Origin of the sequence: Arthrobacter cheniae (genome assembly GCF_003602275.1) — a bacterium.
Lineage (GTDB): Bacteria > Actinomycetota > Actinomycetes > Actinomycetales > Micrococcaceae > Arthrobacter_D > Arthrobacter_D cheniae.
In genome coordinates, this window is the sequence record NZ_QZVT01000015.1 from 1 (window position 1) to 12,619 (window position 12,619).

At 61.2% G+C, this 12,619-nt stretch carries 14 protein-coding genes; 9 read left to right on the forward strand and 5 right to left on the reverse strand.

All coding sequences use genetic code 11. The annotated features are described in order from the left end of the window. Positions 1–640 precede the first annotated feature (640 nt). From D6T63_RS17475 to D6T63_RS20060, 6 genes are all read left to right on the forward strand, one after another. On the forward strand, positions 641–1,513 hold the full coding sequence (locus D6T63_RS17475) for a pentapeptide repeat-containing protein (protein WP_120150468.1): 873 nt from the start codon (positions 641–643) through the stop codon (positions 1,511–1,513). A gap of 516 nt (positions 1,514–2,029) precedes the next feature. Then, positions 2,030–3,559 (forward strand): DUF2254 family protein, encoded by a 1,530-nt coding sequence (locus D6T63_RS17480; RefSeq protein ID WP_120150470.1) that lies wholly within the window; start codon positions 2,030–2,032, stop codon positions 3,557–3,559. A gap of 171 nt (positions 3,560–3,730) precedes the next feature. Continuing rightward, positions 3,731–3,895, forward strand: a complete 165-nt coding sequence (locus D6T63_RS19395; protein WP_182977096.1) for a hypothetical protein — start codon at positions 3,731–3,733, stop codon at positions 3,893–3,895. 183 nt (positions 3,896–4,078) lie between these two features. Continuing rightward, positions 4,079–4,417 (forward strand): hypothetical protein, encoded by a 339-nt coding sequence (locus D6T63_RS19045; protein WP_147394422.1) that lies wholly within the window; start codon positions 4,079–4,081, stop codon positions 4,415–4,417. 80 nt (positions 4,418–4,497) lie between these two features. Further along, positions 4,498–4,992 carry a hypothetical protein gene (locus tag D6T63_RS17485; protein WP_147394423.1) on the forward strand — a complete coding sequence of 165 codons (495 nt, stop codon included), beginning with the start codon at positions 4,498–4,500 and terminating at the stop codon, positions 4,990–4,992. 217 nt (positions 4,993–5,209) lie between these two features. Further along, on the forward strand, positions 5,210–5,335 hold the full coding sequence (locus D6T63_RS20060) for a hypothetical protein (protein WP_268878034.1): 126 nt from the start codon (positions 5,210–5,212) through the stop codon (positions 5,333–5,335). A gap of 6 nt (positions 5,336–5,341) precedes the next feature. Here the strand turns inward: D6T63_RS20060 and D6T63_RS17490 are convergent, their stop codons facing one another. The 4 genes from D6T63_RS17490 to D6T63_RS19400 all read right to left on the reverse strand — a co-directional run bounded on the left by D6T63_RS17490 (position 5,342) and on the right by D6T63_RS19400 (position 7,436). Beyond that, entirely contained in the window at positions 5,342–5,704 is a 363-nt protein-coding gene (locus tag D6T63_RS17490; RefSeq protein ID WP_120150474.1) for a DUF2200 domain-containing protein, read from the reverse strand. 273 nt (positions 5,705–5,977) lie between these two features. Further along, on the reverse strand, positions 5,978–6,349 hold the full coding sequence (locus tag D6T63_RS17495; protein ID WP_120150476.1) for a hypothetical protein: 372 nt from the start codon (positions 6,347–6,349) through the stop codon (positions 5,978–5,980). Further along, the gene (locus tag D6T63_RS17500; protein WP_182977097.1) at positions 6,346–6,720 is read right to left on the reverse strand and encodes a TetR/AcrR family transcriptional regulator; all 375 of its coding nucleotides are present in this window, start codon (positions 6,718–6,720) and stop codon (positions 6,346–6,348) included. The genes D6T63_RS17495 and D6T63_RS17500 overlap by 4 nt, the downstream gene beginning before the upstream one ends. Before the next feature lie 299 nt (positions 6,721–7,019). Beyond that, positions 7,020–7,436: a hypothetical protein gene (locus tag D6T63_RS19400; protein ID WP_182977098.1), complete on the reverse strand. Its 417-nt coding sequence runs from the start codon at positions 7,434–7,436 to the stop codon at positions 7,020–7,022. Positions 7,437–7,493: 57 nt separating this feature from the next. Here D6T63_RS19400 and D6T63_RS19915 point away from each other — a divergent pair, with 57 nt between their 5' ends. From D6T63_RS19915 to D6T63_RS17525, 3 genes are all read left to right on the forward strand, one after another. Then, positions 7,494–9,212, forward strand: a complete 1,719-nt coding sequence (locus tag D6T63_RS19915; protein ID WP_120150482.1) for a PEP/pyruvate-binding domain-containing protein — start codon at positions 7,494–7,496, stop codon at positions 9,210–9,212. 98 nt (positions 9,213–9,310) lie between these two features. Then, on the forward strand, positions 9,311–9,775 hold the full coding sequence (locus tag D6T63_RS17515; RefSeq protein WP_120150484.1) for a DUF6194 family protein: 465 nt from the start codon (positions 9,311–9,313) through the stop codon (positions 9,773–9,775). 585 nt (positions 9,776–10,360) lie between these two features. Continuing rightward, on the forward strand, positions 10,361–11,035 hold the full coding sequence (locus D6T63_RS17525; RefSeq protein WP_147394424.1) for a hypothetical protein: 675 nt from the start codon (positions 10,361–10,363) through the stop codon (positions 11,033–11,035). A 292-nt stretch (positions 11,036–11,327) separates the two neighbouring features. Here the strand turns inward: D6T63_RS17525 and D6T63_RS20280 are convergent, their stop codons facing one another. Further along, complete coding sequence (locus tag D6T63_RS20280; protein ID WP_120150488.1) at positions 11,328–12,509, reverse strand: FAD-dependent oxidoreductase; 1,182 nt, start codon at positions 12,507–12,509, stop codon at positions 11,328–11,330. Between the last annotated feature and the right edge of the window lie 110 nt (positions 12,510–12,619).

The window sequence follows — 12,619 nt, forward strand, 5'->3', positions numbered from 1 at the left end:
TCAGTGACACCCACGGGTTCCTCCGGATGACACTGCACGACGACGGGTCATTCGACTGGAAATTCGTTCCGACATCGGGGACGAGCACGGACGCAGGCACGCGGTCCGCACCCCGATGAGGTGGTGACCTAACCGGCAAGCCCCGGGCTCAGCTATGAGCCACCACGCGGCAACCTCGCCTGACTAGGGTGTGCAAGTAGTGGTGGACTAACGGGCTGAGACCACCAGAGCTTTCCAAGACACCCAAGCAGGTCGAGCACCGCGCAACCACTCCCCCGGAATTACGGGCCTTCTTTTGTCTCGGAAACTTGTCTCACCGTGTTTCGTCTCAAAACTATTCACCGTGGGCTTTTATGAGTCAGAACGACGAGATGAGGCATCTCGGGTATGTCGGTTCTCACGGTCGCCTGCACAAATGCTCAAGGTCGCCTGCAGGAGCTTGAATCGACTCTTGAACGGGTCGGGCGCCATGCTATTTTGGCCGCAGTGACATTCTTACTTTCTCTGTGACCCAGAGTCGATGCAGCGGTTCCCGCTCGCTTCCCTTGGAAGCGATGATTCCGTGTGCCCTCGAAGGGAACTCCTTCACGAGTTCCCCTGGCACCCGGTCCTTCACCGAACTCATCCAGAAAAGATTCCCATGCCCTTCACCTCGAACGACTCCACCGCGTCCTCCTCACCATCCCTCGACCGGGGATCCTTGCGCCCTGATTGCGGTAACTGCTTTGCGCTCTGCTGCACCGCCCTGGGATTCTCCCGCAGCACGGACTTCGCCATCGACAAACCAGCAGGGACTCCCTGCCAGAACCTCGACTCCGACTTCTCCTGCACCATCCACGACAGCCTTCGACCGCGAGGCTTCCGTGGTTGCACCGTCTTCGACTGCTTTGGGGCCGGCCAGCACGTCTCCCAGAACCTCTTTCAAGGCATCAGCTGGAGATCGGATCCGGGAACAGCGAAGAACATGTTCCCGGCGTTCAAGGTAGTCCGCCAACTCCACGAGATGCTCTGGTACCTGGCAGAAGCCACCAATAGGACCTTCGACCCGGATACCTCGCACCAAGTCAACGAATTCAGAAAGGCTATCGAGAATGCGATGAGCGACACGCAGCAGGTGCTGGCCATTGACCTAGACGATCTGCATTCCAGGGTTCGGTCCGTCCTGATGGACGTCAGCGAAGAAGTCCGATCCTCATACCTCGCTACCGGTGATGATCACCTCGATGCTGCACTTATCCCGGGAGCGGACCTCATGGGCAAGAAGATGAGGTCCAGATCGCTATGTGGTGCGGATCTTCGAGGCGCGTATTTCATCGCCGCGGACCTGCGAGGCTGCGACCTATCCGGCGCTGACCTGCTCGGCGCTGACCTCCGAGACGCCCGACTCGAAGGGGCCGACCTTTCCAAAGCTCTCTATCTGACACAGGCCCAACTCAACGCCGCTCAAGGCGACGCACGCACACTCTTACCCGCCGATCTAGACCGTCCTAGGCAATGGCTCAATAACGGCTAAGGACAGCGCCATGGGTCCCGCTCACAGGCCGATGCAAACGAGTTCGAGCAAATAGATGCCTACACTCGTCTGCGCAGACGCCAGAGCGGCGCAGCGTGTGAAAACCTCGAGAAACGATTGGATTTTTACCGCGGGCCGGGAGGTCAGAAGGTGTCCCAATGAAGGACCGGCTTGCCGAAACAAATTGATCTTGGTGGTGCGAGGGCATGATCAGCAGGGACTACTACAAGGTCTGCCCATACCCACCCACCACCTGACCAGTACTGGGCAGCTCACCTCAAGACAGGCGGTGTACATGGCACGGTCACCCTGACGCTGTGCCGCCGGATTCGGGCCTGAGTGAATAGCACCGAAAGTGGCAAGAGACACGGGCGCTCGTCGACAGACACGGGCGCTCGTCGACACCCGGACGCTACCAGCAGTACCTTGGCTCCGAGCCTTCGGCGCCACCCGACCGGGCCGGGCAACCGCAAAGTTTCCGCCCGCCTCCGGTAGCCCTGGTGATAGACCGTATGGATGGCCTTCAAATCTTCGGGCGCACGCCATGACCCGCTCCGCAGTTCGGGCGGCCTCCACGAAGCCAACCGGTTCCAGCGCGGGGTAGCGGAATTCCTTCGCCTACCGCTGATCCTGACCGCCGTCTTCTGCCTGGTCGCTGTGGGGGTGTCACTCTTGGACCGCCTCACCCCTGACGATGCCGGTTTCCGTACCCTCGTGCGCTCGGTCGTCTCCGAGGAGGGCGCCGTCGACTTCCTCTCCGCCGTGGCCACGAGCCTGCTGACGGTCACCTCGATCACCTTCTCGGTCCTGCTGCTCGCGGTACAGCAGACAGCGAGCTCGCTCACCCCCGTGGTCTTCGACCAGTTCCTCCGCAGGACCGCGAACCAGGTGTACTTCGGGTTCTTCATCGGGGCCACCACCTTCTCCTTCCTCGTCCTCGGCCTGGCTCACAAACAGCCCGCCCCGCTCTATAGCGCGGCCCTCACACTCGTCCTGGTGGTGGCGTCCCTCGTGGTCCTGCTCATGCTCATACACTCGACGATCGACCAGATGCGCCCCGAGTCGGTAGTGCGGTCCATCCATGAACTCGCGCTGCAAGCCCGCGAGGTGGAGCTGAAGATGCTGGGCCGGACCCGCATGGCACGGCACTCCGACCCGGATCGGCCAGAGCGCGAGATCCACGTTATGGATACAGGATTCGTCGTCACGGTCGACACGGAGAAGCTCGGAGCGATTGCCTCCTCGGCCGGGGACGACGTCGAAGTGATCGTCGAGGGCAGACTGGGCGAATACATGGTGTTCGACGATCTCCTCGTGCGGCTCGTCAACATCGATCCGGAGGATTCCAGCTACGACGACGACGTTATCGATGCTTTCGGCATCGACGACATCCGCGACGTGAATGTCGAATCCGGCTACGCACTGGACCAACTGGAGAACATCGCCTGGGAAACGGGCACCAGCGCCTCCCAAAGCCCCCAGACAGCGTCGACCGCGATCCGCACTCTCAGTGACCTCCTAGGCCGGTGGCTCATGGCGGGTGAGCGCGACCGCTCCGAGCGCAGCACCAGGCAGGACGAGCTCCCCGTTGTCTACACCGACGGCGCCGTCGAGCGGGGACTGGTCGCCCTGTCCACCCTCCTGGTCGGCTCCTCGGAATCCCGACAGGCCCAGACGACAGCGAAGATCCTGCACTCCTTCGCCCGACTCATACCACGTCTGCAGGACAAGGACCGCGCCGCCTTCGACGACGCCCTCGATGCAGCCCTGCCGGCGGTGATCCAGCAGGCAGAGATCCCACCGCTGCGGGACGCACTCGCGGAACTCGAGAAGGTCATGAACAAGCACGGGCACGACACCGAGCGCGTCCGGCTCGTGAGAAACCTGCTGACCGAGGCCACAAGCCAAATGATGCCCAAACCAACCGACGAACCCGAGGCCGCTCACCCGCGTAGAGAGGGCGACCGCGAAGAAGGCGTTAGGAGCTCCGCAAACGAAACCGAGACATCAAGGAGAAGTGAGACAAGAGTTGGTGATCTCAACTGACGGACGCATTGGACGCACCGGACCTGGAGTTTCGCGAATGATCGATGACAACGGCCCGTCGCGATGGTCGCTCTGTAGACGCTCTAGATCCTCAACGAAACACTGCCGTGCTGTGGATACTAGGAGCCTATTCATCACCTGCGGGCTTGTTCACACCGCACTGGGATCGACATGGAGTTCAGCGCCCTGCAATTGAAGCGACCGTCCGCCCGGCCGCACGCCGATCATTCGCCCCTCTATCGTCGTCCTGCCATCGTCGTCCTCGCCTGCGCCGTCCTCGCCCTTCAGATCGCGGGCCTTGGCATGCTCGTCACCTTCCGCCCACCCGCTCGCTGATGATGGCCGCGCGTCTTTCTCCTTGAGGATCGCTTTAGGGTCGATGTTGAAGCCCTGGTAGGGGAACGTGAAATCTGCTGCTTCGGGTGAGTAAACCTCGAAATGTAGATGTGTAGGAATACGCCGAGGCCGGCCTTGTCGCCCCGCTGCGGAGGCTCCTACATCCTCGAATGAGGAGTCTTCGTGAGCGACATCCAGCTACTATCCGTACTGGCAACGGAGCCTGCCGGCGACATGTTGATGTGGCTCCACGAGAACAGTGACAAGCAACGCGCTACGCATGTTTTTGACGACGAGGATGTGTTCGAGGCGACTAGTTTTTCCTCACACATGAACTGCTCGATGAAGAACAACCCGTGTCGGTCCGTGATTGTTGACGGCTCGGGGACGTCGACTCGCACAGCGGCCCCTCGAACACCTAGCGATTTCATGCGGAACGGAGGCACGACCATCTTTAATAACAGCAAGAACCTGTCAAAAAGAACGGGTGCTAGTCAATCTAAGCTGGGAAATGATGTTTGAGCGACGTTCTCCCATATTCACCTCGCAACCTATGGGTTGCAGCACGGGCGCAGGAGGACGCGAAGAAGGTGTACGGGTACATGACGCAGGACGCGCAGCGGAAGCTCGATGAGGCTAAGCTCAAGTTCGAGCGCGCCCTTCCCGGTCACTTCGACGCGTCCGACGAGACGGAGAACGGCGAGCTTGAGGGGCAGGCTGACGCCCTCACCGAGTTGACCGAGATCGAGACCGACAAACTGGAGGCACCGAAGATGGACCCCGAGACTGACACCGAGTTCGACAACGCCCTCGCGCCGAAGACTGATGCCGAGTTCAAAGATGCCGACGGACCGGACGTGCCGAACCTGGCAAAAGCCGATGAGGCACCCAAGGCCAATGCCACGGCAGATGACAAGGCCGACACTGCCGAGTTCAAAGATGCCGACGGACCGGACGTGCCGAACCTGGCAAAAGCCGATGAAGCCCCCAAGGCCAATGCCCCGGCAGATGACAAGGCCGACACTGCCGAGTTCAAGGATGCCGACGGACCGGACGTGCCGAACCTGGCAAAAGCCGATGAAGCCCCCAAGGCTTGACATCGGGGCCAGGGTTACCGACACCCGGGCCAAGGCACCTGCCGCTAACCGTGCGCGCGGTGGAGCAGTGACGCCTCGCAAGTAGTTTCACCAAGTTTCACCCCGCCCCGCTTACCGTGATGTTGACGGCGTGAGTTCATGACTCAGGCGGGGCAACTTCATGACACCAACCAACCGAGCAAGGGAATGACTACCCCCTCAACTGACCAATTGGTGAATGAGTTTCGCGCGGTCGAGGATGGCTCGACGTACGTTCTCCTGGGCGGTGACCCGCATGCTCGAACTGACCACGATCAGCATCGGCAATGGGGCCTTCGCCTCGTATGAGAGCCCGCGGTCGTAACAGGGGTCAGGATCGCAGAATTTTCCCGATGATCTTGCCTCGGGCCAGCTCATCGACCAGCTTGTCGAGATAGCGAACTTTCTGCATCAAAGGGTCTTCGATGTCTTCGACGCGCACTCCGCACACGACGCCGGTAATCAGCGGGGCATTGGAGTTCAGGCGTGCGTCGGCGAAGAACGCCTCGAACGAGGTCTCCTGCGCTAGATGACGCTCGAGGTCGGTGTCATCGAAGCCGGTCAACCACGTGATGACCTGGTGCAGCTCGGCTTTAGTGCGGCCCTTGTTCTCCACTTTCGTGACGTAGTGGGGATACACCGCAGAGAACGGCATACGGTAGACCCGGGTCAGGGTCTTTTCGTCCGTTTTCATGCCGCAATCTTATCGCTGGATGGCGAATCAGGTTCGACATGCTCGTCTAGTGCGGCTTTGAAGACGCGCATCGTGTTCGCGATCTCACCTTCGTACGAGCATCTGACTGAACAGCCGTTCCTTCGGCGTCCTGCTGGCATGAGAGGCGCCCGCAATCCGGTACCTCACCGGGGCTTTTGGCAAACCGGGAGCGTAGCGACGGCGTCCCGCTACGGGATGGGCATTTACCCGGGACGGTGAAAGTGGGCGCAGGGTACCTTGTTCGTGCGTCGTCTACTGCCGGTTCTGGTCGGTCAGTGCGGCGTTGATGAGGTCTACGGTTGATCGGGGATCTTCAACGCTGATGTACAGCCGCTGGAAGCGTTCGGCTGTGGTCTGGATGACGATCGTGGTTTTGCCTCCGGTAACGTTCCAGTAGTGTCGCTGGCCGTCTTTCCGCCAGGTGCCGACCCACTTGTGGCCGGGGATGCCCAGACCCGGTCCGCGCACTCCTTTGTAGTCCTCGACGACGCCGGGGTCATGTGTTGCTCCTCGTACCTGGTCCATGGGCACTTCAATCCGACGTGTGAAGCCCCAGAGCTTGTCGAGTCCTCGTGGTTTGATGACGAGGCGTCGGTGTGTCGTGTCGATCGATACCGTGTTCATACGTGTCCTTCGTTCAGGCCGGCCCGTGCCAGCAGTTGTATCCCCAGCTCGTGCGCCGCGTTCTCGCCTCGGGCTTTGATGGCTTGTGCGCAGAGGGCCCGAATCTCGTCATCTCGCGCTGCTAGTTCTCCCAGTGCCACGAGCAGCAGCTCGGATGAGCTTGGAGGATCGGCAGTGTCCGTCAGAGTGGTACGTAAGCACTCGAGGAAGATGCCCCGTTTACTTCCGAAAGCTGCGTACAGGCTTCCTCGGTGTATGCCGGTGCTCTGCACGAGTCGATCCATGGAGCAGCCCTCGTACCCGTCGGTAATGAACAGCCTCGTCGCGGCGATGATGGCTGATTCGATGTTGAATTCTCTAGGGCGACCCACAGTTAAAGAATGAACGTTCAAGAACAATTGGTCAAGAACCGAAACCTCGGTCTAGGTCATCCCACGAAGGTGTCGAAAACCTGAAGCTTCCTAAGACAGGCCGAGAGCCTCCATCCGACCGTCTCGGGTCATCGGCACGACGCGGGAGAGTACGGCACCTGTCATATAACACCCCGGCGTACGAGACACAGCGACCAGACGGAGCAGGCACACTCTGTCCCCACCCTGAGGCAGGTTTCCACTGCACAATAGCTGTGGCGTCGGCCATTGCGCACCACACGAATCACCCTTAGTCGCGCTCACTTCATCGGGAAGGAACAGATTACAGCGCCGCGAATCAATAACTTGTTGACAACAACGTGTTGATGCATTGAAGTGGGGAAGTGCCCTCCGATGATCAGAATGACGCCGCCGATCTGGATCGATTCCGTGCCACGCTGAAGCAGGCCGGCGCCGATGGCCTCCCTCGCCGCCCGTGGCAGCACCCCCGCCAGCCTGCCTCTGATACCGATCTGGTCTGGTTCGCTGCGTGGTCCGCCCGCGACGTCGAGACTACGGATCAGGCCGTTTTGCGTGCCGGGTTGCGGTTGCTCGCCGCCGCCCGGGCGGAACTCGACCAGGTCGAGTCCGGTCTCTTGTTCGCTGCTCGTGACGCGGAAATGACGTGGCCAGAGATCGCGGAAGCGCTGGGCTTGGGATCGGCACAGGCCGCCCAACAGCGACTGAGCCGGGTGCTGGCTCGAACGAGCGGGCCAGGGACGGAGCCCTGAGCAGTGTTGGTTCCTCTTACGGATGCGGATGAGCAGTGTGGGGCCAAGGCTGCGAACCTAGCCCACCTGCTGCGCGCCGGGTTCGACGTCCCACCCGGATTCGTGGTCCTCGATGTACTGAGCGGCGACAGTTGGGTGCACGAGCTCAGGGCGGCGCTGCGAGACACGGGCGCAGCGTCGGTCGCCGTGCGCTCATCCGCGCTGGGGGAAGACGGATCCGAAGCGTCGTTCGCCGGCCAGTTGCGCTCCACTCTCGACCTCACCGAACCGGCACAGGTGATTGACCAGGTGCGTCGCGCCGCCCGCTCCGGAGTAAGTCCGGAAGCCGTCGCCTATGCGGCCCGGATGGGGCAAGAGCCGGCCATGGTGGTCCCCGTGATCGTGCAAGCCCTCGTTCCCGCGGAAGTCGCCGGGGTGATGTTCACCCGGCACCCGGTCACCGGATCGCACGAGGTGGTGATCGAGGCCGGTCGCGGGCTCGGCAAGGACGTCGCGGACGGAACCGTAACCCCTTGGGCCTGGGTCGTCGATGGCCATACCATCACCCGCCAAGCCATCACCCGCCAAGCCAGTGACCTATGCCCACCGTTGACAGACAGGCAGGTCCGCCAGCTCGCCGCGCTGGGGCTCAGGATCCAGGCGGTGTTCGGGTGTCCCCAGGACATCGAGTGGGCAATCGCCGACGGTACAACCTGGGTGCTGCAGTCCCGTCCCATCACCGCAAGCCCCATCGCGACGACCCCGGACACTGCGCAACGCGACGGGCGGGCTGTCGGCCGGGTAGTGGCGACAGGCACTCCAGCCAGCCCAGGCACCGCGGAGGGATTCGTGCGGATCGTGCACGGATTCGACGACTTCGCCCGCTTCGAAGCCGGTGAGGTGCTGGTCTGCCGCACCACCTCACCTGCCTGGACGCCCCTGCTCGCTCGCGCCGCGGCGGTCGTGACCGAGATCGGCGGTCTCCTCGCTCACGCCGCGATCGTGGCTCGCGAATTCGGCATTCCAGCCGTTCTGGCAGCAGAAAAGGCAATGGGCGCGCTCACCGACGGACAGCACGTCGTCATCGACGGAACCGCAGGCACCGTCACAACCACCCCAAGCATCAGGAGAGCAATGAACCATACGTCCCCGCCCAACGTCCGTGTGCTGCACGCCGTGCGGACCCAGGGCTACGCCGACCTCGCACGCATCTCCGCCCATGTTCGTCAGCCCGAAGGCGAGGTCAATGAGTACCTCCTGAGCGCTGAAGCGCACGGCTGGATCGCCTACACCTCCTACGCCGGTGATGGCGGGTGGTCACTGACGGAAGCTGGCAAAGATCATGGCGAACGGCTGCTGGCGGCGGAACTCGACGCGGTCGGCGCCCGCGCAGCAGTCGAGGCAGTCCACGAAGACTTCCTATCGCTCAATGCAGTTGTGGCTACGGCCTGCTCAGCCTGGCAGCTGGCAGAACTGGGCATTGGGGCGCACCACCCGACCCTCTCCGACACGATCAGAACCTTGGAGGGCCCCGCGGCCGCGCTGGCGGGAATCGAGGACCGTCTAACTTCCCATCTGGAGCGGTTCGCCGGCTACCACCACCGCTTCACCGCAGCCCTAGCACTGGCTGGCGCAGACGCCGCGTGGATTACCGGCACTGACCGCGACTCCTGTCACCGCGTGTGGTTCGAGCTGCACGAAGACCTCATTGCAACCCTCGGCCTGACTCGTGATGGTCGATAAAGGACCGAAACACCGACCCCGGTCTCCGATACGAACAATGGGGCAAAACCGTCCGAAGGCGGACCGCCCTCACCTGAATTTAGTTGCAAGCTTCAAGTATGGATACGTCGATGATTATCGAATTGGTCAAAGGATGGGAAGGGTCCCTAGTGGTTCGCCCGGGACCGGGCGATGGGACCCCTGAGGTCGTATGGGGTGACACCTTTTTCTATTACGCGCCCGATCACGTCATGCCAGCGAACCGTCAACCGTTCGCGACAATCGTCACCAAGGACTACCCCGGCGATCACAAGTCGAAGTTGCACCGTGAGGGTCTCTACCGGGTCAACATCCACCCGGGGAAAAACTCCTTCCCGGAGTGGGCGAAGAACAGCACCGCAAGCCCGGACTCGATCGACAGTATCTTCGCGCACCCCGTGTATGGCGATGCAGGGTGGCTGGCGGTCATCAATCCGGGCACGAGGACCACCAGTGTTGTCAGAGTCCTGCTACGGGAAGCATTCGACCTTGACCGGAACCGTTACGAGCGTCGCCAGCTACGCAAGGAGGAAGGCAATGACTGACATCACCCACAAGGGCGATCAGGATTGGTGACTCTACGACGCGGTGGTCTCCACCCTGATCAGACACATCGCCTGCTGAGTACAACACCGCTTCCATCCACCTCCATCAGGCATTCGGTTTCCGCCCCCTCGGTGCCTTCTCCGAAGCCCACGGCGTCACAGCCGACAACGGACAATCCGAGCTCATCCTCTTCACAGCGGCCGGCTGACGGGTCGGCTTACTGGCGCAATTCGTACTTCCCTTGGTGAGAGAACCGGGGACGTGAATGACTTGCTACCTTTGGGTGATGGTTGGGGTTAGCGGGCGGCGAATGTCGTAGTTCGAAAGCCCGCTCAACTTCCATTGCAGGGCATCGCGGCCCTCCTGAAGATACTGCTGAAGGACGTCCTCAGGCTGCAGTGGCCGCATGAAGCCAAGCGCGCCATACGCCCTCCTGGTGAGTCAGTCCGTCGTGGGAAGAGTTGAGCTGCGTGCACCCCGATGCAACGAGAAAGGTGCGTAAGCCGATTTCTCAGCAGACGGATTTAGAACGCTGCCTCTTCCCGACCGCAAGTGTGTGATGAATAGGCTGAGATACTTCGGACATGGGTCTTGCTTATCAGGACAACCGACAGCGAATCGGGACTGCTTGGGATGGGCAATCACCGGTTGTAGCCATGGCTGCTGCGGTGGGTATCGCCGAGGTTGTGCTGATGGGCGGCTTCATCATGGTGCCGCAATCATGGGTTCTCGCGTTGATCGTAGCGGCCCAGATCTTGGTATGTGCTGCGATGCTGGCGCCGATATGGCCAAGTGTGTCGTGGAAGCTGATATGCGGATGCGCGGCTCCGGGCCTTGTCCTGACCGGATTCACCGTCATCGGTGGTGGGTATTGGGCGGCCTTCTGGCTGGTAGGCCTACCGGCCTGGGTCATGCTGTGTCAGCGGTGGAGCCGATACCGGCTCCGGAGGAAGTTCCTCGAGGTGCTGGGTTTCGCAGGTTTGTACGCAGGTGCATCGCTGCTCTTTGCTCTTTGCGTGTATCTGCCGAACCCGGCTGCTCTGCTGCTACCACTGGTTCCGGCGGCGCAACTGTATTTCGGTGCCCTGCCTGTACAACGCAACCTGCCAGCACTGATCGGACTGGTCTTATCAGTAGGACTCGTCGTGCTTGCTGCGCTCCAACCTGATGCTGACTGGGGTGCGCCGTGGTCCTACGCCGGTGCCGCGGTTACAGGAGTGCTGATCCTTGCGTCCTACACAGGCCGCAAATCACGATGACCTAGATCGGGATGATCCACGGCCGCTGCACGCAGAGGGATCGGCATGCGGACACTGAGTACTGCAGCTCGGCGTCTAAGAGCCAAGTCTTACCAAATGCCGGTCATTGACCGCGAGAGGAAATCGCTAAGCATCACCAGAGATGTTGACACGTCTTGTACTTGTCTGACCACGACTTGGCGACTGACTCATTGCGGATGCCCCTTCGTTCGTCACCGGTACCGAAAGGTGCTTCCCTCGCCGGCCCCGGGTAATCTAAAACCCCTCAAGATGGGGCGTAATCGGTGCGTGCTCAGGTGGTGGTTGTCCATTTGAGGACCGATGCTCCTGCTTTCATTGCTGGTCCGGCGGGCACCATCCTCATTAGGGTGTTGCGAACAGTGATGCTGATCCTGCCTTCAAGGTCGGCTCCGACTCGCCCAGCGCTTCGTGATTGGCGGGCTATCTTCTGCGTGCGGGGGCGGCGGAGTGTATCGAAAGCGCATAATGCGGATTGCAGGGACACTCCCTCGTTCACGGGTCGACCGATCAGAAGTCCGATGCAGGCGCCGTCCTCCAGTGAGGAGTTCGCTCCTTGTCCCATGGTGGGGATCATGGCGTGTGCTGCGTCCCCGATGAGTACCACCCGTCCGAAAATATAGGTCTTGAGGTCAGGGGCGAGGTCATAGACGTCGTGATGCAAAACCTGATCGCTTGGGGTGCGATCGATGAGAGGTTGTACGGGGTCTGCCCATCTCCTGAAATGATGGATAGCGGCAGCTTTTTCATCAGGCCAATGATGGCCTTCCTTTGAGGAGGTGTACCCGTACCAGTACACCTGAGCAGCTCCGATACGTACGGCCCCGAACTCTGTTCCCGGACCCCACCTGATAGTGAAATCCTCTGTCACCAGCGCCGAGTCAGAAACAATTCCCCGCCACGATGATTTGCCACTGAACCGAGGCGCTGTCCTGGGAGCAATGAGGCCCCTGACAGTGCTGCGAAGACCGTCAGCCCCAATGACAAGATCGGCATCATAGGACACGGCACCATTCGCGCCCACACAGCTCACCCGTGCCTTGGGCCCGTTTGGTGTACCCGGAGTGACGCTGATGACCCGGGTACCGCTTATCAACACGGCCCCTTGAGCTGCGGCAAGCAGCAAGCCGTGGAGGTCCTGTCGGTGAATCCCGTAAACCTCCTGGGCCGAGCTGGATGTACTGGCGAGAGGAACGCGCAACAACCAGGAGCCATGTTCATCGGTGGTACCGGCCAAACGTACCCGATAACCTGCATCGCGGACAGCAGCGTCAACGCCAAGAGATGCCAGAGCCGACATCCCATTAGGAGTGATTGCCAGGCCTGCACCGACCTCCACGAAAGCTCGCGTCCGCTCGAGCACAGTCACCCTCCAGCCCTCACGTGCGAGAGAAACCGCCGCAGCTAGACCGGCAATGCCCCCGCCAACAACTATTGCGTGGTGCTCGACTGCCATGACAACACCCTTCCGATTGCCTCCACTAGCCGAGCGTACGCTGAGCAACCACTGATCAAGCCAGGCGGATTCCGATGCGCGAGCAAAGCAGCAAGCTATGTCTCACAATC